Below are 26,781 nucleotides of genomic sequence, written 5' to 3'. Positions count from 1 at the left end.
GATCGGTGGCCGCTGATGTGCGAACCTGATCCGTCACCCTCATCGGCACGTGTCCTGCGATTGCGGGTCAACGGCAATCGGCACCTTACGACGGCGGATGGGAGGGCCACTCTTCTGGATGTTCTGCGCGAACGCCTGCATCTGGTCGGCACGAAAAAGGGCTGTGATCATGGGCAATGCGGTGCCTGCACCGTGCTTTCCGATGGGCGCCGCGTTCTATCGTGCCTGACCCTTGCCGCACAGGCCGAGCGGCATGAGATCACAACGATCGAGGGCGCCGGATCACATGACATCGGCTGCGCCGTTCAGGCCGCATTTCTGGAGGAGGACGCATTCCAATGCGGATTCTGTACGCCCGGCCAGATCATGTCCGCAATCGCCTGCGTGATCGAGGGGAAGACCACAACCGACAATGAAATTCGCGAGGCAATGTCCGGCAACCTCTGCCGCTGCGGCGCATATCCCAATATCGTCGCGGCAATCCGGCGCGTGTCCCGGGAAAGCCGATGAGGGATTTCTCATACCAGGTAGCCGGATCGATCGCCGAGGCCAAGACATTGGCCACACAGCCTGAGACCATGCTTCTAGCCGGCGGTACGACACTGGTCGATCTTGCCAAATGCAATGTCGAGCGGCCGGCGGTGGTCGTCGATATCACCGCCCTCCCCGGCATGACCGACATCGAACTGCAAGCATCCCGGATCAGGATCGGCGCTCTTGCGAAAATGTCGGACGTCGCCCGGCATCCGCTTGTCGCGAGGCATCTGCCGGCCCTCACGGCATCTCTCGATCTTGCCGCCTCGGCGCAGATCCGCAACATGGCATCGATCGGCGGCAACCTGCTGCAGCGAACCCGATGCGCCTATTTCCGTGACCCAGCTGCGTTTGTTTGCTGCAACAAGCGACGACCGGGTTCCGGCTGCGCCGCTCTGGGTGGCGTCACTCATAACCACGCAATACTGGGGACGAGCCCGTCTTGCATCGCCACCTATGCAGGCGACATGGCCATTGCCCTGACCGCACTGTCGGCGACCATCCATCTCGACAGCCGCGATGTCGAAATCGTTGATTTGTTTCTTTGCCCGCTTGCCAATCCTGAGCGGGAAACGGTGCTTGAAGCCGGCGAACTGATCGTTGCCGTTTCGGTACCGGTCAGTTCGGCTGCGAGAAACTCCCGCTACCTGAAGGTTCGCGATCGCCAGTCCTATGAATTCGCCGCAGCCAGCGCCGCGGTGGCGCTTGCAATCGACGATAGGGACGGCAGTGTGCGGGAGATCCGCGTTGCCGTCGGCGGCGTAGCCACCAGGCCGTGGCGTCTCTTCGCGGTGGAGGCTGCACTCGCGGGGCGTATCCTGACGCATAACGCAGTTCGGGAAGCCGCAACACTTGCAGCCGTCGGCGCCGTCACCACTGAGGATAATCGGCACAAGCCCCGGCTGCTTTGCAACGTCGTGGAGCGCGCCATCATGGAAGCGGCGGGCTTGAGATGAAAATTCATACTGAAGACCGCAAACTGGGCGACGCAGCCGACGGGACGATGCGGCTCGGCCAGTCATTTCAACGGGCGGAAGGCGCGCTGAAGGTGAATGGCGCAGCAACTTACGCCCAGGATTACGTGCTGGAAAACACCGTTCATGCAGTGCTGGTCCAGGCCACAATCGGTGCCGGCGAGGTACTCTCGATCGACGCTACCGCCGCAAACAGCAGACCCGGCGTTCTGTTGATAATGACGGCGGAAACGATCGAGCCGCTCAGTCCCGCAACAGATCCGGTCGGTGGCCCGATGAGGACCGAGCCCTATAATCCTCTGGCTCGCACCGTGCTGTACCACGGCCAGCAGATCGCCGCCGTTGTCGCCGAGACGCGCGAGCAGGCCGAGGAAGCTGCGACCCTCCTCGCCATTACCTATCGCGAGTCCGACGTCACAGCCGATTTCCACGCAGCCAATGCCGGCGCCGGCATCGCCGTCGCACGCGCCGACCTTGATTGGGGCGATGCGCAGGGAGCGTTCGATGCGGCCGAGATCAAGATCGAGCAGACCTACCAGACGCCGCGCGAATACAACGTGCCGCTTGAGCCGCATGCGGTCGTTGCTGATTGGCAAGGTGACCAGCTGACGATCCATGAGCCCAGCCAGTGGGTGGATGGCATGGCCAGAACCTATGCGGAATGGTTCGGTCTACCCTTCGAAAAGGTTCGACTGATTTCTCCCTATGTCGGCGGCGGCTTCGGCTGCAAGGTGTTTGCGATGCCGCATGGCGCAATTGCTGCCATGGCCGCGCGCGCGATTGGCCGGCCGGTAAAACTGGCGGTCACCCGCGCGCAGACATTTACCGCCTTTGGCGGTCGCGCCGCCACCTGGCAGACACTCAAGCTCGGCGCCGACAAGACTGGCAAGCTCGTCTCGATCATCCAGACTGGCGCCAGCGAAACCGCGATGGACAGCGTCAGACTGGAGCAACTCAATCAGGCAACAGCGGTGATGTGGGGCGTCGACAATTTTCATTCGCGGCAAAACGCCGTTCCGGTTCATACAGTGTTTCCAGGCGCGTTGCGGGCTCCCGGCAAGAATCCAAGCGCGTTCGGGCTGGAATGCGCGATGGATGAATTGGCCTACGCGACCAATATCAACCCGCTGCAACTGCGACTGATCAACGAGGCCGAGAAGAACCCTCAGACCGGCGAACCCTGGTCGTCGCGAAAAATGCGCGATGCATTGGCGGAAGGCGCTAGAGCTTTCGGCTGGGACCGCCGCCCGATGGCACCCAGATCGATGCGGAACGGACATGAACTCATTGGCTGGGGCCTCGCATGCGGAACATTTCCAGCGCGTCATACGCCAGCCGAAGCGACTATACGCATCCTCGCGGACGGCTCTGCCGAAGTGTTATCCAGCGCCATTGATATGGGCACCGGCACCTATACCGTCCTGGCGCAGGTTGCCGCCGATGCGCTTGGCATTGCGATCGACGACATCACGGTCAGGCTCGGCGACAGCATCCTGCCCCGCGCGCCCATTGCTGGAAACTCGCAGATCGCCAGCCTGATGGCGGGCGTGGTGCACAAGGCTTCAATCGCGGCCAAGGAACGGCTGATCGAAATCGCCCTGACGGCAAAAGGGTCTGCTTTCGCGGGATTGCAGGCAAATACGCTTGAGGTCCGGGACGGACGGGTTTCTTCGGCAATGGCGCCGCAGGAGACCATTCCAGTTTACGAGATCCTGCGCTCTACCGGGACCGAAATCATCGAGGTCACGCGCGATACTTTCCCGACAGATGTATCGGCTGCAGACCGATACAGATCCTACACGACAACAACGGGGATGCAGGCACCGCCAAACGGCGGCTATTCGGTCTATTCCTGGTGTGCCCATTTCATCGAGGTCCGGGTCGATGAGGATTTCGGCACTGTGCGCGTCTGCCGTGTCGTGTCTGCTCTGGACTGCGGGAGGCTCTACAATCCGAAACTATCGGAAAGCCAGTGGCGCGGCGGCATCATCATGGGAATTGGCCAGGCCCTTCTTGAGGCCGGCAATGTCGATCCTCGCAACGGCCGCGTCATCAACAACAGTCTCGGCGACTACCTGATCGCCACCAATGCCGACATCCCCTCGATCGAGACGATCTCTGTCGGCGTTCCGGATTACAGGGCCTCGGAAATGGGTGGCAAGCCGGTCGGAGAAATCAGCATCGTCGGAGTTGCCGCCGCGATCTCGAATGCGGTTTTCCATGCGACGGGGAAACGGTTCCGAAGGCTTCCGCTCAATATAGCCGAAATTCTGGACTGAGTTCGGTCTGGAAGACGGAGAAGGCGGCACTTCCGTGCCGCCTTCTGTGGTTTGCTTACTTGAAATCGTACAAACGCACGACACCATCGGGGAATGGCTTATAGCTGATCGTCTTCTTGATGCCGAAAATCTGCAGCTGATCGTAAAGCGGCAGGTAGTAGCGGTTCTTGCTCGATTGGGCGAAGATCTCGCTGATGGTCTTCTGCTGGGTCGGCAGATCCACTTCTGTGCGCTGTCTCTTGACCAGAACGTCGCTAGCCGGATCGACCTTGTAGGCGTGTGAACCCTGCTCGTAGAGGGTCTGAAGGACCGTCTCCGCGTGATACTGCGACGAGCCGAAGGCGAAGAAACTTATGCCGTCGAACTTGGCCTGAAGCCACAGCGGAAAGAACGCGGTGAATTCCATTGGCTTCAGCTCGACCTTCAATCCCGCCGCCGTCATATAACCTGCAATGGCCTGCGCGACCTCGTTTGCCATCACGAAGTTGTTGTTGGGATATTGGAGCGGAATAACCTCGCCCTTGTAGCCGGATTCCTTGACCAGCTTCTTGGCAGCCTCGGGATCGTAGGCGGTCGGCTTGAATGAGGGGTCGTATCCGACATTGCTCGGCGGCACCATGATGCCGGTCGACTTGCCGACGCCTCTCAGCAGCTTGTTGGCGATACTGTCCCGGTCGATTGCCTTGTCCACGGCCTCGCGGATCAGCGGATTGTCGAGCGGCGGCTTGTTGACGTTAAACGTAAGGTAATTGACGCGAAAGCCCGGGGCTGTCTCTACCGTCAGCTCAGGCGATGCCTTCAACTGGGCCATCAGTGACGGTGGCAGCTCGGCGACGAGATCGACCTCACCGGACAGGAGCGCCGTGGCGCGGCTGGCTTCTGCGGGGATTGGCCGGAACACGCCCTTTTTGATAGCAGGAGCACCGCGCCAGTAACTCTCGTTGGCTTCAAGAACCAAGCGGTCGTCCTTGACCCACTCGACGAGCTTGTAAGGGCCTGTACCGATCGGCTTCTTGGCATAGGCATCCGGGCCGGCTTGGTCGAAATAGGCCTTCGACATGATAGATGTGTAGCTGATCTGGCGGTTGAAGATTGCATAGGGCTGCACCAGCGTGAACTTGACGGTGTAGTCGTCAATCTTTTCGACAGTCTTCACGATCTTCAGGAATTGGCGCAGTGGCGTCGTGTTGTCCGCCAGGACCTTCTCAACGGTAAAGACCACGTCACTGGCGGTAAGATCGCCACCATCGTGGAATTTTACGCCCTTGCGCAGCTTGAAGGTCCACTCCAGAAGGTCAGGACTGTAGCTCCAGCTTTCAGCAAGACGCGGATTGACGCTGCCGTCGCGCTTGATCTCGGTTAAGGCATCAAACACGTTGATGCGGTAGTTGGTGCCGAGCGGAGACGTGTCCTTGCTCGGGTCAAGCGCCGGAAAATCTCCCGACAGGCCAACGGTCAAGGTTTGCGGCGCCGCCGCCAACGCCGGCACGGCCAGCAGCAACGCTGCCAGTGACGCGGCTCCAGCCGTTTGGACTATGCGTTCAAAATAGGTCATTAAATTCTCCCGGAGAGTGGCGATAAGTCGCGTTATGACCGAGAACTGGCGAGCGCCGATCTAATAGTAAGGAAATGAGACCAACGTTCAGGGTGTCGCTTATACGCGACTTTTCCTTTGTTCCCCAATGCTTTGGATGTCTATACACCCACCTGGGAAGCTAAATAGAGAACTGCAGACTGTCAACAGTTGTCTGCATATATTCTCGATAGTTGTGCCGTCAAAGCACGCGCGTATTCGCAGAGTCCGGCAGTAGCTTCAAGCAAAGTTAAGCTTGCGATGCACGTAGCGACCGCTCCCAACCCTATCATTTGCCAACGCCCGGTTCTTGAGCGCGAACTGTCCGCGCACCAGGGTATGTTCGACGCTTCCTGTGAACACCTTGCCTTCGTAGATCGAATAGCCGGCAGCGCTTTTGACGTCTTCCCGCTTCAGCGTCCAGCGAGCGTCGAGATCCACCAGCGCAAGATCCGCATCCAGGCCTGGGGCAATCTTTCCCTTGGCGTGGTCCAGCCCCATCAGCCTTGCAGGATTGGACGAAGTCAGCTCGGCGATACGCTCCAGAGACAGGCCCCGGTCGTGAAAGCCGTCCGTCAACAGAACCGGCAGGAGGGTTTCGAGACCCGGACATCCCGGCGAGGCCGACCAGATATCTGCGGCTTTGGAGGAAATGTCGCGATGCACATGATCGGTCCCGACGGTATCGATCTCGCCGTTCAGCAGCCCCTGCCAGAGCCGCTCGCAGTCACTGCGCTCGCGCAGAGGCGGATTGATCTTGCCCATGCGCCCGCCTGACCAGGTTACGTCATGCGTCAGATAATGCGGACACGTTTCGAAATAGACCTTTGCGCCGCGGGCCCGATGCATGAGCCCGAGTTCTAGAGCTTCTTTCGATGACGTATGCACCACATAGAGCGGTGAACCCGCCTGCTGGGCAAGATAGGCCGAACGCTGAACTGCGTCCGCCTCAACAAATGGTGGCCGTGAGGCGTTCCAAAGGGCCAGATCGCCGAGCCCTCCGCTATCAGTCTTCAACCGGTCGCGCAGAACCCAGGCGACTTCAATATTCTCCGGATGCGGGCAGACCATACCGCCGTTCTCGGCCGCGAGCTCGCAAAGGCGAAACAAGAAGGCGTCATCGATATCAGGCAGGCCGAGACGCTTGCCCTCACCACCGCGGTTGTTCATGAAAATCTTGAAGGTCGGCGCACCCATTTCAGCCGCGTAACGGGGAACTGCCGCAAGCTGCTCAGGCGTCGAGATGATAAAGTGGTAACCGAAATCGATGCGCGCACCGCCTTCGGTAACGCCTACGACCTCTTCAAAAATGTCTTCAAACGGCTCGGTTGCCAGAAGATACGGGATGAAGCAGGTGATGCCGCCTGCCGCGGCCGCAGCCGTCTCCCGATCGGCATCCTGCGGCTCGCGAGGCCTCGAAATATCGCCGCCATGACCGAGATGCAGATGCGGATCGATCAGTCCCGGCAAGATTACCAGACCTTGAGCAGACAGGGTCTCTGTGGCTTCCAGAGCAGTGCCCGGCTCCAGAATGGCAGCAATCTTGCCACCGGAGATGGCGATATCGCAGCGTGTCCTGCCCTTTTCCGGCAGGATTGCCTCACCGTCTCTGATTACCAGGTCACACGTTGTCATGATGAACTCGCTACTTGTTAAAAGACCAGGCCGGCAGACGGGTCAGATGGCGCGGAGCTTATCGACAATCTCGTCCGTCGAACCGACATCGGCATATTTTGCCGCCATATCGAACAGATTGACCGCATGCGAAGTGGGCGAACGGTCATAAACTGCATCGTGCGGGACAAGGGTTCGGAAATTGTAGGCGAAGGCGTCTACGACAGACCCACGGACACAGCCGCTGGTCGAACACCCCGTGACGACGACAGTGTCGGCCTGGGCGTTGATCAGGTAGCTCGCAAGCGGCGTGCCGAAGAATGCGCTTGGATGTTTCTTGGGCAGCAGGATGTCGCCCTCGACCGGTGCGATATCCTCGACGAAGTCATATCCCTTAGCCGGGATGCCCATGATGCTCGGCACCTTCTCCGAGAGACGACCGGAGTCGAAGGAGAGCTTTGGTGCGACATGCGGATACATCACCGGCCAGCCCTTGGCACGGAAAAGGTCCAGCAGCACCCGAATGCGGTGCACGGCAGCCCAGGCGACGTCGCCGCAGGACGTCGCATATTCCTTGATCGCCTCGGACATCGGCATTGGATGCGAGCCGACGGTTCGGTATTGCACGTCAATGATGAGGAGGGCCGGACGTTTTCCGATCCCCGACGAACTGCCGAACCCTACCGCCTTGTAGGCCGCCTGTTCCTCTTCGCTGACGATCCCATCCCAAGGATAACTCATTCGGCCGCTCCCTTGATTCGGCTTGCGCTATATTGTTCCTCTAACGCATCCCAGGTGTGTTTTGCCACGACGCGCTGGCGTTCGTCGAAAGATGCAAGACGATGCGCCACAGCATCCAGCGACCCGTCGCGCTTCAGCGCCCCCAGCACCTCGTAGTGGGCCCGGACTGATGCCTGCAAAGCGGCGTTGGCATAAAGGACGATCGAGAAACCCATCTCCGAGAGGCGTGCATTGCCGGGATCCGGTGTCTTGCCGCCGAAGACTATATTGGCGACCTGTGGCGTCTTCAGTTCGTGCGTGATCTTGGCGAGTTCTTCGAACGATCGCGGTGCTTCGACAAAGGTCAGATCCGCACCGACTTCGGCAAACGCTTGCGCACGCTCGATTGCCCGGTCCAGACCCTCGACTGCAGCCGCATCGGTGCGGGCGATAATCTGCAGGTCGGGGTCGGTGCGGGTGTCGAGAGCCGCCTTGAGCTTGTCCAGCATCTCGCTTAGCGGCACCACGCCCTTGCCGGAAAAATGACCGCATTTCTTCGGGAAAACCTGATCCTCGATCTGGAGCCCCGCGGCCCCGGCGCGCTCCAGCATCTTGACGGTACGCACCATATTCAGCGGATTGCCGAAGCCGGTATCCGCGTCAACGATGATGGGCAGATCGACTGCATCGGCAATCATCGCCGTCATTGCGGTCACTTCCGTAATCGTCGTGAGGCCTATATCCGGCACACCCAGGGACGTGTTCGCAAAGCCAGCGCCAGTGAGATACACGACCTCAAAGCCAAGATCTTCGATCACCCGCGCGCTCAACGCGTTTGCGGCACCGGGCACGATAACCGCGTCACGGCGCGCCACGATCCGTTTGAGTTGTGTGGCTTTTGACATCCGTATTCTCATCCTTAAAGGTCGTAGGTAAAAGTGAGCATAGCCACTCACCGTTAACTGTCAACAGTCTACAAAGATTCGCGTTCAGCACAATGCGGGCGTTGGGCGACGAACCTAGGCCCGCCTCCCAATCAACGCCTGTGCATTCCGATGCGACTGGAATGTTCACTGCGATGTCACAAGATTTGAACGGCCAACTGTTGACAGTTATGCGTTAATGACCAAACTGGCACCTGTCAATGAGAGCCGGTGAGTGCAGATGAGCGAAAAAAGAGCCTACGAATTCAATAGTTCCAACACCCGCGACGGCTATGGCGCCATCGATATCGTCACCAATTTTTACACACCCCGCGTAATCGCTGAAAAGCGGGTGCCTACGGACGAGAACTTTCGCGATCAGGTCCGCATGGAAGAGTCTCATCGCAAGGGCATGACCCCGGAACAATACATAGAGAAGATGGACCGTGCGGGTATCGAACGCTCGCTGCTGATTGCCACGCGCTGCGGCGATCGCCGCATGAGCACGTCAACTGAAATACCCTACGAGTATGTCTACGAGGCCTGCCAGGAGCACCCGCACCGCTATTCAGGGCTTGCTGGGATCGACCCCCTGCGCGGCATTGCCGGGCTCAAGGAACTCGACAAGGCAGTGCACGAATACGGCTTCGTTGGTGCGCATCTCTATCCCCACTGGTTCGGCCAGTCGCCGGACGCAGCGATCTACTATCCCTATTACGCCCGATGTGCCGAACTGGGCATCCCGATCATGATGCAGGTCGGCCACTGCCTCGTCTACCGGGACGACAACCGGCTCGCCACCGTTGCAAGACCAATGGCGCTGGACAGGATCGCCATCGATTTTCCGGAATTGACGATCATCGGGATCCATCTCGGGTATCCATGGACCGAGGAAATGATCAGCGTTGCAACCAAGCACAGAAACGTCTTCATGTGCGGCGACGCCTACGCTCCCAAACACTGGGGCGCCTCCGCCGTGCATTTCGCCAACACGTTCGGTCAGGACAAATTCCTGTTCGGTACGGACTGGTGGGTGATCGATCCGGAACGCGCGATGAAGGAAATTCACGAGTTCGACATGCGCCCGGTTTCCAAGCGCAAGCTTCTTCGTGACAATGCCATCAAGGTGTTCAATCTACCCGGCTAGGATTTAGGGACAAGCGCGAGGCAAGGCTTCGCGCTTGTCCTTGTCAGGCCGTCTTTTGCGTCGGCTCTATGGCGACTGACGCCAGTGAACTGAACCGCGCATTGCGCAGGTGCGTTCGCATCGCCGCTTCCGCCTTGTCCGGATCGCGACTTTCCAAAGCTTCGACGATCAGGTGGTGTTCCTTGAGTGCCGCCTGAGCACGGCCAGGCTGGGCGCTCGACTTGCGGCGATGGATCCGCAGCTGATAATAGATTTCATCCATCAACAGCCGTTCGATGCGCTCACACTGGGCGCTGTGGATGATGGCGAAGTGAAAATCCTCGTCCCGCGACCGCTGTACATAGGCTTCTCCGGCGGCCAGCTCTGGCTGGTGCGCGTGATTTTCAAGCAGTTCGCGTAGATCCTTGAGTTGCCTTGACGTCATCCGCTCGGCAGCCAGACGCGCGGACATGCCTTCCAGGGCTTCGCGCGTCAGAAACAGGGATTCGAGATCCTCCTTGGTGAAGGAGATAACCCGCACTCCAATCCGCGGTGTCCGCTTGACCAGCTTGCCTTCCAGCCGCCCGAGCGCTTCGCGCAGCGGGCCTCTGCTGATGCCGAGATTGCGAGCCAGTTCCGCTTCGGAAATCCGCTGGCCGGGATCAAACTCGCCGGACGTGATCGCTTCGACGACCTTATCGAAGGCCTCGGAACTCAAAGACGATGTGACTATGGGCTTAATCGTTGACAAACCATGCTCCTCAGATGCGCAGAAGCGACACATCCGGCGTGATTTCCGAAGGTATAGCGGCGTTGACTGTCAACATAATATCGTTCGACGCTCCGCTCAACTGAAATCGCCGATGGTACAGGCCTCCCCACATACACGTTGCCTCCACAAGACGTTGAATTTGCTTTCAAACATGGATTTAAGCCTTACTTCACTGCGAACGGGTGGCGTTCGCTGGCAAGCGCCCGGATCCGTGCTTCTGCCGCATCGATGCTGTTCATGTAGGCTTGGCTGTCCTGGCCCTTCAAAGCCCGCAATCCCTCTGAAATCAGCAGCGCAGGCTGAAGAATGAGCTCGCGCATCAAATTCATCAGCGTCTCATCGAGTTCCGCACGCGGTACGCAATGGGATATCATCCCGATTTCCAGAGCCTTCGCGGCGGATATCGGCAGACCGCTCAGGGCGAGCGATGTAAGCGCCATTCTCGAGACCCTGTTGTCGAAGCCGGCAAGAACGACGTACGGAAACAGGCCGAGCTTGATTTCCGGAAGACAGAACCGCACGTCGTCGCAAGCAACTGCCAGGTCACAAGCTGCAAGCAACCCTAGACCGCCGGCATAACAGTGGCCGTTAATCCGGCCGATAAGAGGTTTGGACAATAGGCGGCAGCATCGGAGGTAGTCACCGAGCCCTGTCGTCGTGCCTTCCTCAAGGCCCTGCCAGAAGACGTCCTTTGACGAAATGTCCGCGCCCGAACAGAATGCTCGCTCGCCCTCACCCGTCAGCACGATTGCCCTGACGCTTGCTTCGCTGGCTGCCTTTTCGAGAAGATCGACAAGCCGAGAGAAATGCCGTGGCGTCAGCGCATTGCGCTTGTGCTCGCGGCAAATGGAAATCGTCGCGACACCGTTTGATAGGTCGTACCTTACCTCCCCATCGATGTCCGGATCAGATTTCATCTGGCCAGGCGTTGATCGACAATGCGCTTCGGTTTCGCCGGCGAGGTCGGATCGTAGATCTTGTCGCGTTCGACGATCTCGATCCGCGGGCGGAGGTTGGTCAGCCGCTTCACCTCCTCGACCATCACGTCGGACATGTCGGACGCCCTTCCCTGCGCCGGGGCAAGGCGGATCACAAGTTCGTCCATCGAAAACGGATCAGACGGATTTTCCGAGGCGACGACGATCTGGTATTCGTCGATCCCGTTCATCCGGTCGAATTCTTCCTTGAGGTTGCCGAGATTGACCAAAGCACCGCGGATTTTGACGATATCACCGGTTCGAGTCGGCTTTGAGGACAGGCGCACCGAAGTACGACCGCAATGTGGGCAACTGTCATGCGTAAGTGACCCGACGTCGCCCATCTTGTAGCGAAGGAACACCGTGCCGCGACGATTGAGATGGCTGAATGCCAGCATGCCACTTTCGCCATCCGCCAGTCTCTTGCCAGTCTCGTCGTCAACGACCTCGTGGTAGAGTTGGTCCGGCAGTGCGCTGTGGAAGCCGCTGCCTTCGCAGCATTCAATCATCGTGCCGCCCTGCTCCGTCGAGCCATAGCGGTTGACAATCTGGGTATCGGCGCAGTTGAGATTGCGCATGCGCTCGCGGAAGTCTTCGCGCATCGCCGGAGACGACGCTTCGCCCGTCGTCATGACCATCCGGACGCTGCTGAAATCCGCGCCGGTCTCCTGCGCGCGGATGAGGATCCGGCGGACAAAGCCCGCGACCCCCCAGAGCACCGTGGCGCGATGGCGGGCAATGGCAACGACCGCGGAATCGAGGCTTCGGTTGACGGGAAACATCGAGTCGGTCCGTCCGGTATTGCCGAACATGATTGCAGCGCCGATGGCGCCCGCCTCGTCCGCTGCGCGAGAGAACGCACCCATCGGGAAACCTGTCATCGGAAAAAGGTTGGCGACCCGATCGGCATCGGTAAGCCCGACCAGTTCGCGGCGGTCCTGAAAGGCGAACATATAGGCAAAATGATCATGAGCGGTGACGAAGATCGGCGCCGGCTTCCCCGTGGTCGTTCCGGTGGTGTAGATCACCTTCCAGAGAATGCCTTCGTTCCCGGGCAACCCATCGGGTCGCAGACGAAAGGCCTCAGGGTCAGCCAGGAACTCCTTCTTTGATGATGGCGGAAGCCGCTCGAGATCGGCGCGGGTACGGATATGGTCCGGCTTTAGACCCTCAGCACGCATCAGCTTGGAATAGTAGGGATGGTGATCGTAGCAACGCTGCACCATCGTCTGCAAAAGCCGGTCCTGCAGCGCTTCGACTTCCGCCTTCGGCTGGCGCAGGATGTCAGGCAGGGTGAAGCTTGGCGTTTCCGTCGTCATCTTTGCGTCGTCCATTACAGTTGAAGTTGCGATCGGCGTATCGGCGGGATTGAAAGGCGCTACGGCGAACGATCGATGACAGTTCGCCGGGATAGGTTTGGGAAAAGCTATTTGATGTCGTAGAGGCGCACGAAGCCATCCGGCCACGGGTTATAGCCAACCGTCTTCTTGACGCCATACGCCTGCATTTCGTCATAGAGCGGCAGGTGGTAGCGATTCTCGTTGCTTATCCGAAAAGCCTGGACGAGAAGCTTCTTCTGCTTGTCGACGTCGGTCACGGTGCGCTGTTCCTTGAGCAGCCGGTCGATTTCCTTGTCCACCTTATAGGCATGCGATCCTTCCTCATACATCGTCGTCAGGACGCTTTCAGCGTGATACTGCGACGAGCCGAAGGCGAAGAGATACATGCTGTCGACCTTGGACTGCAGCCAGATCGGGAAGAAGGCCGTGAACTCCATCGGCTTGATTTCGACCTTGAGGCCAGCCGCCGTCATGTAGCCGGCGATCGCCTGCACGACCTCGTTGGCCATGACGATATTGTTGTTGGGATACTGGATCGAGATAACCTCGCCCTTGTAGCCGGACTTTTCAACCAGCGCCTTTGCTGCGGCAGGATCGTATTTTGTTGGCGCGAGCGAAGAATCGTAGCCGATGTTCATCGGCGGAACCATGATCCCAGTGGGCTTGCCAAGACCGCGCAGCAACTTGTCGGTAATCGCGGGGCGATCGATCGCCTTGTCGACGGCCTCGCGGATCAGCGGATTGTCGAAAGGCGGCTTATTGACGTTGAAGGCGACGAAGATGACGCGGAAGCCGGGCGCAATACCAACATTCAGATCCGGCGACGCCTTGACCTGCGCCATCAGCGATGGCGGCAATGCCGGCACCAGGTCGACTTCGCCGGTCAGAAGCGCCGACACTCGGCTGGCGTCGGCGGGGATTGGCCGAAGGGTCGCGTCCTTAATTGCAGGCGCGCCGCGCCAGTAGCTCTCGTTGGCCTTCAGGACCATCCGGTCGTCCTTCTTCCATTCGACGAGCTGATATGGACCCGTACCCACCGGCTTGGTGGCATAACCCTGGTCGCCCACCTTGTCGAAATAGGTCTTCGACATGATGTTAACGTAGCTGATCTGGCGATAGAAAATCCCGTATGGCGCCGACAGGGTGAACTTGACTGTGTTGTCGTCGACCTTCTCAACGGTCTTGACCAGCTTGATGAAGGTGCGGACCGGCGACTTGCTGTCGTTGAGAATGCGCTCCACCGTAAAGACGACGTCATCGGCAGTGAACGGGCTGCCGTCATGGAATTTGACATTCTGGCGGAGCTTGAATGTCCACTCCAGGAGGTCCGGAGAAACCGTCCAGGATTCCGCCAAGCGTGGGTTCATCTGGCCGTCACGCTGCAACTCTGTCAGGGCATCAAAAACGTTCAGGCGGTAGTTAAAGCCCAGCGGAGACGTGTCCTTGCTTGGATCAAGGCCCGGGAAATCCCCGGGCAAGGCCACGCTGACCGAGGCCGGTGCCGCGTATAGGACGGCCGGGAGCGCCATCAGCCCCATCGTCACCGTCGCGGCACCCGCGACCGTCGTTAGTTTGCGCAGAAAATTCATCGGCCTCTCCTGAAAAACTAAGGGTTCAATCATCGTCGGACGTGGCAAGGACGCAAAGCCATGCGGTCGGCGTGAGTTCATCATCCCCCGCTTTACCGATACGCTATTCGGCCAACTGACAACTGTCAACAGTTGTCTTTCGGCTTGATTTGCGCTGTGATAGGCATGGAATACGGCGGCGAAATCGTGCCGCGATTACCGACAGAAGCAAGCGGAGAAGAGGCCATGCGGGAACATATCGACTACATCCAGGCGCAGCATCTGCCTTGGGAACAAGCAGACCAGCTGGGATTCGACGTCGCAAGGATGAAGCTGCTCAGCCGTGACGACGAGACGGATGCCCTCAGCTGTATCCTTTCGGTCCCCGCAGGCTGGACCCGCGCTGCTGGCAGCCTGCCGTTTGATGAGGAAATCTATGTGCTCGATGGCGCCCTGATCGTCGACGGCAGCAACTTCCTGGCGCATTCCTACAGTTTCCTGCCGACCGGCTATCAGGGCAATGCCTTCTCATCGGAGACCGGCGCCACCCTGCTTTACTTTCGCTCGGAACAGATGGCGCAAGAGCTGGCCTCGGATGCGGAAAAAATCCGAGCGAGACTGGTACGACATATCGATCTCTCAGAAGGCCAGTGGGATGGGGATTTCGATCAGTTCGGCCTGGGCAGCATGAAAGCAGGCGCCCGCATGCGCGTTCTGCGGCAGGATCCGGTCTCCGGCGAAACCACCTATATCACGGCAACGATCGCCTTTCGGCGCGGCGAAAAGGCCGAGCGTCATCCGATCGCGCAGGAATTCTTCATGCTCGCGGGCGAACTGTCAGGCCCGCTCGGCACGATGCAGGCCGGCGCCTACTGCATCCGCCCACCGATGGCGAAGCACGCTCCTTACGGCTCGCCCACCGGCGCGCTGATCCTGTTCCGCGGTTTCGGCGGCCGACAGGAGACCTTTTGGGAAGAAGCCGATCCGTTTACCTTCTATCCCACCCACCAGCCGATCCTGCCGGATAGGCTGAAGCCATTCAGCAAGCTGCAGGCGCCGCAGCCGCGTTACTGATCCGCGGCTTTCATGAAAACAGATCGGATGGAAAATCCGGTTTGCCGTTGTCGAGCAAGGCAACCGGCGACCGGTCGCCTCTGAGCCGTCCCGCCGCGTCGGCCGCGAAGGCGAACAGGTCCTGTTCGTGGGTGACGATCGCGCCCGGAACTGCAAGCGTCTTGAGAGCGTCTGTCAGCGGATAGGCCAGTACCGTCTGCCAGATGGTACGATAGGTCAGCGGCTGCCGCAGCAAGGTAATTGCGCGTCGGTTCAGGAAAGCCGGCTCGATCCGCGGCTCGGTCCGACGGGCATGAGCGACGGTGCGCTGGTTCCATGGCCACCATAGTTCCTGATCCCGCAGATGATGCCACAGTTTCAGGAAGTTTCCGCCGCTCCATTCCGGAGCAATGTCCGGCGCGTAGTTTTCCACAAAGCGGCTGTCTGCTTCGATCGCCGGCGGGGAGCGGAAAATAATGCGATCTATCAGGTCCGGCGCCAAACGGACGCATTCGGCAGCGACCGCTGCGGACATGCCGGAGGCATAGATCCGGACCTGGCGATAACCGACCTTGCGCAGGATCTCGACTGCCTGTTTCGCCCACAGCCCGATCGATAGCTCTTCGCCGTCCGCGGCGATCGAATTGCCGTTGCCCCAGGGATCGAAGCCCAGAACCGGCCCATGCTGGGCGAGCATTTTCAGTTCATCGACATGCAGATCGACGCCACCCGGGAGGTCAGGCAAAAAGAGGATAGGTGGCCGGACGTCGTCCAGCCCCTCGCCGCGGATATAGACCGGGCCGAGCTCCAGATCGAGATAGCTGCGCACCGACCGTTTTTGTCCGTCGATCCGATCGTCATGGACCGGTACCGCCCCGTCATTGACGTTCTGAAGCAGGATCTCTAGTTCCGCTGCCGCGGCTTCCTCATGGTCACGGGAAAATACCTGGACCCGGACATGGTCAGGATAGGCGCTGACGGTTTTGAACTGGCTGTCGCCCGGCCGGTTGCCGTAGACGACCGGCACCTTGACGTCATCGATCATGGCAAGGCCGGGGTGACGGAAGGCGGAGGCGTAGACGTCCGCATAGGTATCCGCAGCCGCGAGCAGTTCTGTCGTGCCGCGATAGAGGAAATCGAGGTCAGGCAGATCGGTATCGGCGCGATGCGCCAAGGAGGACTTGTCCCACGGCCAGAACATATGCTGTTCGCGATAGCGAAACCACGTCCAGGTTAGATGCCCTCCATCCCATTGCGGCTTGATCTCGGTCAGATATTCGGCAAGCCGCTCCGGCGTGTAGGGTGTGGAAAACACCGGAAATCCGTCGGTCAGCACAAAATTGCACAGCGCCGGATGCCGGCGGGCGAGTTCGACCGCGACCCCTGCCCCCGTATGGCGCCCATAAAGGGTGATCTTCTCAAGCCCGAGCGCCTGCACTGCACCTGCGATCGCATCCGCCAGGTCGGCCGTCTCGAGCGGCGCGGCATCGACCATGTCGGATATGCCAAAGCCTGGAAGGTCGAAGGCAAACGTGGTGAAGTGGTGCGACCATTTCGCCTGCAGCGGCTCCATGACCCGCGCCGAGCAAGGCGCGGCGTGCAACAGAACGAGAGCAGGACCATGGCCCTGGCGCATGTAGTGGATCAGCCTGCCGCCGACTTCAACGAAGCCCCTGTGAATGCGCAAAGCGACTGGGACGTCAAATTCACGGGTATCCGACATAAGAGCTCCTGAAGACTCGCTGGCCTCGCATCTGTTGACAGTTTACACATGACTGCAGTATGCATGTCCAGACAATTTTGCCGTCTTCCCTCCCTGAAGCCAGGACAGGCCTGCTGACAGACCTGAAGTTTGCATGAGCGCTCGCGACCCTTCTGCCCCATCCGCTTCTTTGCTTGACGCGGTCGTTACACGGCATCCTGACCTGCCAATCTCCACCGACGATCTCGATCTGTACCGGACAGATATCTATTACGTTTCCGAGCATCTGCCGATCGGCATTGCCGCGCCACGATCTGCTGCCGACGTCGTGGCCCTGGTCGCAACGGCGCGCGAGCTAAGCCTGTCGCTTGCAACGCGCGGAGCGGGTCTCTCCTACAGTGCCGGCTACATTCCGGGAAACGCCAGGACCTTGGTCGTTGATATGACCAGGATGGACGCCATTATCGCGCTATCCGAACAGGATCGCTATGTCACTGTCGAGCCGGGCGTGACCTGGGCCCAATTGCGGCAGGCGCTCGAACCCTTGAAACTGACGACGCCATTCTGGGGAACATTTTCCGGCCTCTACGCGACGATTGGCGCGACTGTTTCGCAGGGTGGCAAATTTTACGGCTCCGCCTCGCGTGGGACGTCGGCAGAAAGCGTCCTTGGCCTCGATGTGGTCACCGGAAACGGTGAGATCATCACCACCGGTTCGGCTGCAGGAGTTGTCAATTCCTCACCCTTCTTCCGCAACTACGGACCGGACCTGACTGGCCTCTTCCTCGGCGACTGCGGCGCCTTTGGTATCAAGACAAAGATTACGCTGCAGCTGATCCCGCAGGCTACGGCAATGCGGTTCTGTTCGTTCTCGTTTGCCGATCCGGCAGCTCAGCTGGCCGCCATGGGCCAGATCGGTTCCGAGCTTTTAGCGAGCGAATGTCTCGGCATGGACCCGTTCACCGCGCGCAGTCGCATGAGCGGAGAGGGTCTCGCCAAGGATCTTGCCACGCTTGTCGCGATAGTGAAAGGCAGCGGCTCCCTGTTCAAGGGCCTGCGTGATGCAGCCGTGATCGCGGCACGCGGCCGGCGCTTCGCCAACGACATCGGATACCTGATGAACTGCGTCACGGAAGGCCGCGATGCCCAGGACGCTCAGTCGAAACTGCGCCGCGTCCAGGAGATCGCCGCCAAGGCCGGGGGCCGGGCCGTACCGGCATCGATCCCCAAGGTTATGCGCGCCATGCCATTTCCGCGCATGAACGGATTGCTGACGCCATCTGCAAAACGGATGAACTGGCTCCATACGGTCGTGCCCAATTCCCGTGGCAGCGACTGTTTTCTGCAGACCGAAGTGGTTTTCGAGAAGCACTCCGCCGCGATGAAATTGCATGGCATTGACCGGGGTTATCTTCTCTCGACCCACGGCCCATCCGGTGTCGGCATAGAGACGCTTATACGCTGGTCCGATATGCCTTATGCACTCCACACGCATTTCATGACGGACGAGGAACGCGCCAGGATCCGCACGCGGGCGTCCAATCCACAGGCCGCGGCGGCAATCACCGCCCTGTCGCGTGACATCATCGATGCCTGGCGCGCGCTTGGCGGCGTGCATATGCAGATCGGCCGGAAATATCCCTATCTTGAGACCAGAATGCCCGCGACGGCTGACTTCCTGTCGAGCCTCAAACAGACGCTCGACCCGGACGGCGTCATCAACCCAGGCAATCTGTTTACAGCCGGGACATGATCCCGTCAGGCTTCCTGCAGGCTTTCGTCTGCAGGAAGAGCCTCAATCTTTCGCGGATCGATATTTCCGGGAAACAGGCAGGCGCTGAGATGATCCTCGGCCGTGCGCGCCTTCAACTCGGGCTCGATCCTTGCGCATTCCTCCACCGCCCGGAAGCAACGGGTGCGGAACGTACAGCCGGAAGGCGGCGACAGCGGATTGGGAAGATCGCCCGACAAGATGATCCGTGAATGAGTCTGCTTGCCGCTCGCATCCGGACGCGGGATCGAGGACAACAGCGCCTGTGTATAAGGATGCGCCGGATGCTCGAACACACGCCGCACAGGGCCATGCTCGATGATCCGCCCCAGATACATCACGGCCACCTCGTCTGAGATATGCCGGACAACCGATAGATCGTGCGAAATAAACAGATAGGTGAGGCCGAGTTTGCTCTGCAGGTTGCGCAGAAGATTGATGATCTGGGCCTGGATCGACACGTCCAGCGCCGAGACCGCCTCGTCCAGGATCAGCACATCCGGGTTGAGCGCAAGCGCCCGCGCAATCGCCACACGTTGCCTCTGTCCGCCGGAAAATTCAGGCGGTCGCCGCTTGCCCGCATCCGGTGTCAGCCCGACATGCGCAAGCAGTTCGTCGACGCGGTTTGTATCATAGCGACCGTGAATGCGTAGCGGCTCCGCGATGACTTCGTGAATGGTCATGCGCGGATCAAGCGACGAATAAGGATCCTGGAACACGACTTGCAGGTCGCGCCGCTTGGTTCTGAGCTTTGTTCCGGTCATCGTCATGAACGGCTCGCCATTGAGGATGACGTTGCCGCCTGACGCTTCGAACAGACGCAGGAGAACGCGGGCCAGGGTCGATTTGCCACAACCGGACTCGCCGACCAGGCCAAGGGTCCGACCGCGCGGCAGTTCGAAGGAAATATCCCGAAGGGCCTTCAGGCTCTGGCTGCCGCGCAGGAACTTGAAACCAACCTGGAATTCCTTGGTCAGGCCGGACACCTTGAGGATAGGCTCGAGCGTCTCCGTGGCGTCCAGCATCCGCTTGTGATCGACGGACTGCTCCATCAGTCGCTCTTGGGCTGCGCGCCAAGCCGGCGTTTCCTCGCTGAAATGACAGGCGACAGCACGATGTGTACCCCGCGGCGCCAACTGCGGCTTGTAGTCGCGACATTGCGCGCGGCCGTTGGACATGGCGCAGCGCGGGTGAAACACACAGCCGCTCGGCTTGTTTGCCGGATCCGGCACAAAGCCCGGAATGGAATAGAGCTCGCCCACTTCGCGGTCAACGCGCGGCAGGCTGGTGATGAGGCCGGCGGTATAGGGATGCGCAGGGTCGGAAAACAGAGAACCGGCCGGCGCGCTTTCCATCATACGGCCACCGTACATAACAGCCATCCGGTCGGCAGTTTCGGCCACCAGACCGAGATCGTGCGTGATAAGCACCATCGCCGCCTTGGTGCGCTGGCGCACCTCGGCCAGAACCCGCATTACCTGCGCCTGGATCGTGACGTCGAGCGCCGTTGTCGGCTCGTCAGCAATCAGCAGGTCCGGCTCGTTTGCCATGGCGATGGCGATGACCACGCGCTGACGCATGCCGCCGGAGAATTCATTTGGGTACTGATGATAACGCTGCTGCGGATTGGGGATACCGACGAGCGACAGAAGCTCGATAACCCGGTCACGGATTTGCTGCTGGTTCAGTTTCGGATTGTGGAGGCGAACCGCCTCGCCGATCTGCGCCCCGACGCGCAAGACCGGGTTGAGCGTCGTCATCGGATCCTGGAACACGATCGACATGGTCTTGCCACGGATCTTGCGCATCTGCTCGAACGTCAGATCGGTCAGCTCCTGCCCTCGCAGCCGGATCGAACCCGAGACGATCTTGAGCGGATGCGACAGCAGGCCCAGCACCGCCAGCATAGTCAGGCTCTTGCCAGACCCGGACTCGCCGACGATGCCAAACACCTCGTTCTGCCGGACATCGAAGGAGACGTCATCGACGAGGCGGACGTTGCCGCTCGCCTTCGGGACCTCGATCGACAGGTTGCGAACGCTGAGGATGACGTCGGGATCGATCGCGTCGGATGGTGAAACTGCGGCCATCATCATTTCGACCTTTCGGCAACGCCGACTACTTCACCTTCGGAGGTGAAGGCCTGTGACAGAAATTGAAGCCCGGCCACCAGTATGAACAGGGCGATGCTGGGCAGGATCGACAGGGATGGTGCAAGCGCCAAGTAAGTCTGGCCTTCGCTGACCATCATCCCCCAGCTCGGCAGGGGCGGCTGCACGCCAAGGCCCAGGTAGCTGAGTGAGGCTTCCATCACCACGATCTGACCAAACTCGTAAGAGCCGACGATCAGCATTTGCGGCAGCACGTTGGGCAAGAGATGCTTCCGGATGTTCCAGGTGGCGGTCGCGCCCTGGGTGCGGGCAGACAGGACGAACTCACGTTCCCGCAGGCTGAGCGCCATGCCCCGCGCCACGCGACCGTAGGCGACCCAACTGGTGATGCCAAGCAGGAGCGCGAGATTGGTGACGCTCGGCCCGACAATCGCGCTGACGGCGATCAGCAGCAAGACGCGCGGGATCGAAAGCTGAAGATCGGCGAGCCCCATGATCACGGCCTCCACCGGACCTCGAAAATAGCCTGCGACGAGCCCGAGAAAGACGCCGATCACAAGGCTGACGGCAACGGCGCCGAGGCCGATCAATGCGGAGACCTGCCCAGCAAGGGCGAGGCGGCTGAGAATATCCCGGCCGAGCGTATCGGTGCCGAGTAGATAGAATCGGCCCTCGAGGGAGGATCCGCCGACAGGCACAAGACTGCCGGCGAGGTCCTGCGCGTAGGGGTCGTAGAACGGCATCACCGGCGTGATGATCATAAACAGTGCCATGATCGCCAGGAGCGTGACAGCAATGGTTCTGGAAAGGTCGAAACGCATCTCAGGTTAGCCTCACACGCGGATCAAGGAAGCCGTAAAGCACATCCACGATCAGGTTGATCACGACAAACATCAGCGAAATCAGGAATACTCCGGCGATGATGACCGGGAAGTCCCGCTGGCTGACGGACTGGACAATCAGACGCCCTACACCCGGCCAGCTGAAAACGGTTTCGGTGACCACGGTACCGCCCAGGAGCAGGCCGAGATTGATGCCGGCGACAGTGACCAGCGGCAAAAGTGCATTGGGCAGCATGTGGCCAAGCAGAACCTGTATCCGGCCCTGCCCCTTTGCATAGGCGGTGCGTACATAGTCCTGACGCTGCTCGGTGGCGAGCGAGGCATTGAATAGACGAAGATAGAGCGCCAGCTCGTAGGTTCCGAGCGTCATAGCCGGCAGAACCAGATGCGCCCAGGTGCCTCTCCCGAGAGACGGCAACCATCGCAGCCACACCGAAAAGATCAGGATCATCAGCAAGCCAAAGGAGAAGATAGGGATTGCCTGTCGACCGAGCGCAATCCACATGATCACCTGACGCACCGTCCTTGACCCGGTCATGCGCATGATGATGCCAAAGAGAAACGCAAGCCCGATACCGATGAAGAAGGAGGTCAGTGCAAGTTCCAGCGTTGCCGGAACGCGCTCCAGCACCAGATCCATGGCCGATATATTCTGCCGCAGCGATACCCCGAAATCGCCATGCAGCACGCGCCAGAGGAAATCACCGTATTGAACGATCATAGGCCGGTTGAGGCCAAGCGCTTCCCTGACCCTCTGAATATCGTCGGCCGTCGCTTCGGCGGATAGCTGCAGGACGGCAGGGTCACCGGCCATCCGCACGAGAAAAAACGCGGCGGTGATGACGCCAAGTACAGTTAGGATCGACTGGAATATGCGCCGAAGCAGAAATTTGGTCATTTGCATCCTCCGCCTTGCGTCGAATGCCGGCATCAGCCGGCTCCAGTCAGACGTGAGAGTTCCCATTGCCGTTTTCGTACGGCGTTGACCAAAGCTACCGCGCGACCATTGAACTGTCAACAGTCTACATAAACTCAATGATATTGCTTAAAATCTGTGCTTCGATAGGTTTTTTGAGGCAAAAGTGTTCGATAAGTGATCGAACGTCGATCTTGGTAAACTGACGAAAGTCAGGTCTCGTGAGACGAGGATCGGAACGAGTGCCAAGTTATTTGGTTGTCTTAGTGAGATCTCGCAGGTGCTTCAGACATATCACGACGTCAGAAATGCGCAATCGACTTAACAACTAGACCTTGACGTCAACTGTCAACAGATTGCAGTATGGTTGTAGATTTTGTCAACTTAGAGAGCAGGATAGACCGATGAAAGCCGCAGTGATCTGGGAATCTGGTCAGCCTATGACCATCGAGAATGTCGAAATCGGCAAGCCCGCGCGGAGAGAAGTGTTGATCCGCACATCCTATGCCGGTGTCTGCCATTCCGATCTTCACTTTGCCGACGGCACCTATGCCTATCCCATGCCATTCATACCGGGGCATGAATCGTCGGGCATCGTTGAGGCCGTCGGCGAAGACGTGACCTACGTCCAAAAGGGCGACCACGTCGTCACCTGCCTTTCGGTGTTTTGCGGCACATGCCCGAACTGCGTTACTGGCCGACCCAATATTTGCGAGAGCGTCGATGTGAAGCTCCCGCCGGGCAAGGCTGAAAGAATGTGGCTGAATGGCAAGCTCGTGCACCAGTTCTCCAACCTGTCGTCTTTTGCCGAGCAGATGCTGGTGCATGAAAATGCGATCGTCAAAATCAACCGCGACGTGCCGCTCGACCGTGCCTCACTGGTCGGCTGCGGTGTGTTGACCGGTGTCGGCGCTGTCATTCATGCCGCCAAGGTCAAGCCGGGCTCAACTGTTGCGGTGATAGGCTGTGGCGGCGTCGGACTTTCCGTCGTTAGCGGCGCCATGCTTGCCGGTGCGGGCCGCATCATCGCCATCGACATGCTCGACAGCAAGCTCGATCTCGCCCGGCAGCTCGGCGCGACCGACGTCATCAATGCCTCGACGGTCGATCCGGTCGCGGCCGTAATGGATATGACCTCCGGCGGCGTGCCCTACTCGTTCGAAGCGCTCGGTTTCAAGAAGACCGCCGAACAGGCTTTTGCGATGCTGAGAATGGGCGGTACAGCCACCATCCTCGGCATGTTCAAGCCCGGCATGAAGCTTGAGCTCGAGGGCTCGATGTTCATCAAGGACCGCCGTATCCAGGGCTCGTCGATGGGTTCAAATCAGTTTCGCGTCGATATCCCGAACCTTCTCGAATATTACATGCAAGGGCGTCTGAACCTCGATCACTTGATCTCCGACCGCATCCCACTCACCTCCATCAACGATGCCTTTGCCAAGCTGCGCACCGGCGCACCGGTGCGTCAGATCATCGACATGGCCGCCTGAGGAGAGCTATTCCATGAATATCCAGATAACGTCGCCGAGCGCGGCAACCCAGCAATATGTCGCGCGCAGCCATGCCATGATGATCGATGGCCAGTGGGTACAGGCCCATGACGGTGCAATGACGGATGTGTTCGATCCGGGCACCGGCAAGGTCGTCACCTCGGTACCGAGGGGCGATGCCGAGGATGTCAATCGCGCCGTCAAGGCCGCCCGTGCGGCATTTGACAACCCCGCGTGGCGGCTGATGAAGCCGAACGAGCGCTCCAAACTGCTTTGGCGCTTTGCTGACCTCATCGAAGCCAATACCGACAAGATCGCAGAGATCGAAACCATCAACAATGGAATGCCGCTGGCACTTGCAAAAGCGGGTCATGTCAGCTCCTCGGTCGATCTGATGCGCTATACCGCCGGCTGGCCGACCAAGCTGACCGGTGAAACAATCCCGGTGTCGTCGCCCGGAGAATGGCACGCCTACACGCTACGTGAACCAATCGGTGTCGTATGCCAGATCGTGCCGTGGAATGGACCAGTGCTGATGGCGAGCTGGAAGATCGCGCCGGCTCTTGCGACTGGCTGCACGGTGATCCTGAAACCTGCCGAACAGACACCGCTCACCGCACTTCTGCTTGCCGAACTGGCCTTGGAAGCAGGCTTCCCCAAAGGCGTGTTCAATGTCGTGACCGGCGGTGCCGCCGTTGGATCGGCGATGGCATCACACCCGGATGTCGACAAGATCGCCTTTACCGGATCGACACAGGTCGGCCGCGCCATCGTCGCAGCATCCGCCGCCAGCAATCTTAAGCGCTGCTCGCTCGAGCTGGGCGGCAAGAGCCCGGTCATCATTTTTCCCGACGCCGACATGGATCTGGCAATTCCGGGCGTCGCGACCGGTATCTTCGCCAATTCCGGTCAAATCTGTACGGCGGGATCACGGGTCTACGCCCATCGCGACGTGTTCGACCGGATCGTTGAGGGCGTGTCGGCTGCGGCTCAGGCGCTCAACGTGGGGTATGGCTTCTCCCAGGGCGTGCAGATGGGGCCGCTGATCTCCTCGGCACATCTTGCGCGGGTCTCTTCGATGACCGATATCGGCGTCAAGGAGGGCGCATCGGTTATTACCGGTGGCGAACAGATCGGCACGGACGGCTATTTCTACAAGCCAACGGTGCTTGCCGGCCTTCGACCGGACATGAGTGTCGTCAATGACGAAATTTTCGGACCAGTGCTTAGCGTCCTTCGATACGATGACGACGACCTCGACCGCATTGCAGCAGAAGCCAATCGCAGTGTTTACGGACTTGCCGCAAGCATATGGACGCGCGATTTCAAGGTCGCCCACAAGATGGCGGCACGGGTGCGCGCCGGCACAATCGGCATCAACCGTCACTTCGTCGGCGACAGCGCCCTCCCCTTTGGTGGCTTTCGCCAGTCCGGCTGGGGTCGCGAACGTGGCCGCGATGTTTTCGACAGCTATCTTGAGACAAAGACCATCGCGAGCCCGCTGTAATCCAGCCTTACAACAAAAAACGCCGTCACTCGTCAGGAGTGGCGGCGTATCAGCATTAAACAGGGTCGAGAAATGACAAAATTAACGAGGCCGCACTAGAGGTCGTAGCGGCTTCGAAGCCCGTCAGGATTTTGGTTAGCGGATCGGCTTCAGGATACGGGTAGATCTCAGTTCGCAGGTAGCAAAGCTCGTCCTCGAGGTCGGCCTCATCAACCTCTATCCACCAGATTCTCAATCCACCCTCTGCTCCGTCCGACCAACGATAGCCACGAGCCTTCAGGTGATCATTGAAATCGTAAGGGCTGCTCTCGGCAAATTCGGACACGTGACCGCTGGGTCGCGTTGTAAAGCTCTGCGAACGGTGAGATACCGTCGGCTTCACCCTTCCGGTCGAGGACCTCCAGTAACGCAAAGCAGTCGTCGACCGCTCGATGGCCATTGTGGAAAAATCCTGCCTGGCCGATCAGGTAACCGCGTTTGGTGCCTTCGAAGCCTCGCGACGACCAGTCGATTTCGGCGTTCGAGCAGGTCCATGCCTTGCCGGAAAACATCGGCGAAAATACCTCGCAGAAGGAGCGATCGAATCTGGCATTGTGGGCAATAACCAGATCAGCAGGTTCGATGAGCGACCGTAGCTCCGGTATATCAATGAACTGACCGGCAACCACATATGGCCCTACCTGCACCTCGCATCGCCGACCTGTAAAGAAGCGCGCCAAGTTCCGGCTCGCTGGCCCTAAAGGGACCGAGTTTACCGCCGCATACCTACGAGATAACCCACTTATTATCCGCAGTATCCCTCGCGGGTTGTTATGTATTTCAGGCCTCCGGATCTGACCGTATAGTTGTCGCGGCGCCATACGCCTGGCGCAGATCGTTATGACCAGGCTGACGGTCATTTGCCCGGTGCAGCATCGTCGAGGTGTATCCCATTTCGCGCGTTCCCTCGATCAGAGTGATGTCAGCATTCCCGGGATTGTCCGAACGTT

20 protein-coding genes and 2 pseudogenes are annotated in these 26,781 nt (G+C 59.4%); 8 read left to right on the top strand and 14 right to left on the bottom strand.

What is annotated here, in order from left to right; genetic code table 11:
• The first annotated feature begins 15 nt into the window (after positions 1 to 15).
• Genes IFT66_RS16965 through IFT66_RS16955 form a run of 3 tightly spaced genes read left to right on the top strand, consistent with a single transcriptional unit; the run spans position 16 to position 3,787 of the window.
• The gene (locus IFT66_RS16965) at positions 16 to 510 is read left to right on the top strand and encodes a (2Fe-2S)-binding protein (RefSeq protein WP_192078308.1); all 495 of its coding nucleotides are present in this window, start codon (positions 16 to 18) and stop codon (positions 508 to 510) included.
• A complete protein-coding gene (locus IFT66_RS16960; protein WP_192078307.1) occupies positions 507 to 1,490 on the top strand; it encodes an FAD binding domain-containing protein in 984 nt (327 codons plus the stop codon). The genes IFT66_RS16965 and IFT66_RS16960 overlap by 4 nt, the downstream gene beginning before the upstream one ends.
• Positions 1,487 to 3,787: a xanthine dehydrogenase family protein molybdopterin-binding subunit gene (locus tag IFT66_RS16955; protein WP_192078306.1), complete on the top strand. Its 2,301-nt coding sequence runs from the start codon at positions 1,487 to 1,489 to the stop codon at positions 3,785 to 3,787. Before IFT66_RS16960 ends, IFT66_RS16955 begins: the two co-directional genes overlap by 4 nt.
• A gap of 55 nt (positions 3,788 to 3,842) precedes the next feature.
• Here the strand turns inward: IFT66_RS16955 and IFT66_RS16950 are convergent, their stop codons facing one another.
• The 4 genes from IFT66_RS16950 to IFT66_RS16935 all read right to left on the bottom strand — a co-directional run bounded on the left by IFT66_RS16950 (position 3,843) and on the right by IFT66_RS16935 (position 8,599).
• The gene (locus IFT66_RS16950; RefSeq protein WP_192078305.1) at positions 3,843 to 5,342 is read right to left on the bottom strand and encodes an ABC transporter substrate-binding protein; all 1,500 of its coding nucleotides are present in this window, start codon (positions 5,340 to 5,342) and stop codon (positions 3,843 to 3,845) included.
• 258 nt (positions 5,343 to 5,600) lie between these two features.
• Positions 5,601 to 6,995: a dihydroorotase gene (locus tag IFT66_RS16945; RefSeq protein ID WP_199864864.1), complete on the bottom strand. Its 1,395-nt coding sequence runs from the start codon at positions 6,993 to 6,995 to the stop codon at positions 5,601 to 5,603.
• Between the two features lie 42 nt (positions 6,996 to 7,037).
• Positions 7,038 to 7,715 carry an isochorismatase family protein gene (locus IFT66_RS16940; protein ID WP_192078304.1) on the bottom strand — a complete coding sequence of 226 codons (678 nt, stop codon included), beginning with the start codon at positions 7,713 to 7,715 and terminating at the stop codon, positions 7,038 to 7,040.
• Entirely contained in the window at positions 7,712 to 8,599 is an 888-nt protein-coding gene (locus IFT66_RS16935; RefSeq protein WP_192078303.1) for an isocitrate lyase/PEP mutase family protein, read from the bottom strand. The genes IFT66_RS16940 and IFT66_RS16935 overlap by 4 nt, the downstream gene beginning before the upstream one ends.
• 259 nt (positions 8,600 to 8,858) lie before the next feature.
• On the opposite strand from IFT66_RS16935, the gene IFT66_RS16930 reads away from it, so the two are divergent.
• A complete protein-coding gene (locus IFT66_RS16930) occupies positions 8,859 to 9,764 on the top strand; it encodes an amidohydrolase family protein (protein ID WP_062577626.1) in 906 nt (301 codons plus the stop codon).
• Positions 9,765 to 9,807: 43 nt separating this feature from the next.
• Here the strand turns inward: IFT66_RS16930 and IFT66_RS16925 are convergent, their stop codons facing one another.
• From IFT66_RS16925 to IFT66_RS16910, 4 genes are all read right to left on the bottom strand, one after another.
• Positions 9,808 to 10,494, bottom strand: a complete 687-nt coding sequence (locus tag IFT66_RS16925; RefSeq protein ID WP_082471747.1) for a GntR family transcriptional regulator — start codon at positions 10,492 to 10,494, stop codon at positions 9,808 to 9,810.
• A gap of 185 nt (positions 10,495 to 10,679) precedes the next feature.
• Positions 10,680 to 11,432: an enoyl-CoA hydratase/isomerase family protein gene (locus IFT66_RS16920; protein WP_192078302.1), complete on the bottom strand. Its 753-nt coding sequence runs from the start codon at positions 11,430 to 11,432 to the stop codon at positions 10,680 to 10,682.
• Positions 11,429 to 12,811 (bottom strand): phenylacetate--CoA ligase family protein, encoded by a 1,383-nt coding sequence (locus IFT66_RS16915; protein WP_192078301.1) that lies wholly within the window; start codon positions 12,809 to 12,811, stop codon positions 11,429 to 11,431. The genes IFT66_RS16920 and IFT66_RS16915 overlap by 4 nt, the downstream gene beginning before the upstream one ends.
• Positions 12,812 to 12,918: 107 nt before the next feature.
• The gene (locus tag IFT66_RS16910) at positions 12,919 to 14,421 is read right to left on the bottom strand and encodes an ABC transporter substrate-binding protein (protein ID WP_062577618.1); all 1,503 of its coding nucleotides are present in this window, start codon (positions 14,419 to 14,421) and stop codon (positions 12,919 to 12,921) included.
• Between the two features lie 225 nt (positions 14,422 to 14,646).
• Between IFT66_RS16910 and IFT66_RS16905 the strand changes: the two genes are divergently transcribed.
• Entirely contained in the window at positions 14,647 to 15,474 is an 828-nt protein-coding gene (locus IFT66_RS16905; RefSeq protein WP_192078300.1) for a cupin domain-containing protein, read from the top strand.
• A gap of 10 nt (positions 15,475 to 15,484) precedes the next feature.
• On the opposite strand, the gene IFT66_RS16900 is transcribed toward IFT66_RS16905, so the two are convergent.
• On the bottom strand, positions 15,485 to 17,176 hold the full coding sequence (locus IFT66_RS16900; RefSeq protein WP_192078299.1) for an alpha/beta fold hydrolase: 1,692 nt from the start codon (positions 17,174 to 17,176) through the stop codon (positions 15,485 to 15,487).
• A gap of 133 nt (positions 17,177 to 17,309) precedes the next feature.
• Between IFT66_RS16900 and IFT66_RS16895 the strand changes: the two genes are divergently transcribed.
• On the top strand, positions 17,310 to 18,908 hold the full coding sequence (locus IFT66_RS16895; RefSeq protein ID WP_192078298.1) for an FAD-binding oxidoreductase: 1,599 nt from the start codon (positions 17,310 to 17,312) through the stop codon (positions 18,906 to 18,908).
• A 5-nt stretch (positions 18,909 to 18,913) separates the two neighbouring features.
• Here the strand turns inward: IFT66_RS16895 and IFT66_RS16890 are convergent, their stop codons facing one another.
• The 3 genes from IFT66_RS16890 to IFT66_RS16880 are packed head-to-tail and all read right to left on the bottom strand — an operon-like array spanning position 18,914 to position 22,777.
• Positions 18,914 to 21,022 (bottom strand): ABC transporter ATP-binding protein, encoded by a 2,109-nt coding sequence (locus tag IFT66_RS16890; protein WP_199864863.1) that lies wholly within the window; start codon positions 21,020 to 21,022, stop codon positions 18,914 to 18,916.
• Entirely contained in the window at positions 21,019 to 21,858 is an 840-nt protein-coding gene (locus IFT66_RS16885) for an ABC transporter permease (protein WP_192078297.1), read from the bottom strand. The genes IFT66_RS16890 and IFT66_RS16885 overlap by 4 nt, the downstream gene beginning before the upstream one ends.
• 1 nt (position 21,859) lies before the next feature.
• Entirely contained in the window at positions 21,860 to 22,777 is a 918-nt protein-coding gene (locus IFT66_RS16880) for an ABC transporter permease (protein ID WP_062577608.1), read from the bottom strand.
• A 422-nt stretch (positions 22,778 to 23,199) separates the two neighbouring features.
• Here IFT66_RS16880 and IFT66_RS16875 point away from each other — a divergent pair, with 422 nt between their 5' ends.
• Positions 23,200 to 24,285 (top strand): Zn-dependent alcohol dehydrogenase, encoded by a 1,086-nt coding sequence (locus IFT66_RS16875; protein ID WP_192078296.1) that lies wholly within the window; start codon positions 23,200 to 23,202, stop codon positions 24,283 to 24,285.
• 13 nt (positions 24,286 to 24,298) lie between these two features.
• Positions 24,299 to 25,792, top strand: a complete 1,494-nt coding sequence (locus IFT66_RS16870; RefSeq protein WP_192078295.1) for an aldehyde dehydrogenase family protein — start codon at positions 24,299 to 24,301, stop codon at positions 25,790 to 25,792.
• Between the two features lie 55 nt (positions 25,793 to 25,847).
• Here the strand turns inward: IFT66_RS16870 and IFT66_RS16865 are convergent.
• Together IFT66_RS16865 and IFT66_RS23565 are read right to left on the bottom strand one after the other, a co-directional pair.
• Positions 25,848 to 26,460: pseudogene (locus IFT66_RS16865) on the bottom strand (3'-5' exonuclease); the annotation flags it as partial.
• Positions 26,461 to 26,611: 151 nt separating this feature from the next.
• Positions 26,612 to 26,781: pseudogene (locus IFT66_RS23565) on the bottom strand (phosphoglycerate mutase family protein); the annotation flags it as partial.

The organism is Rhizobium sp. CFBP 13726 (assembly GCF_014841925.1).
Taxonomy (GTDB): domain Bacteria; phylum Pseudomonadota; class Alphaproteobacteria; order Rhizobiales; family Rhizobiaceae; genus Neorhizobium; species Neorhizobium soli.
The sequence above is the reverse complement of the archived record's forward strand: the minus strand, read 5'-3'. Positions and strand labels throughout refer to the sequence as shown.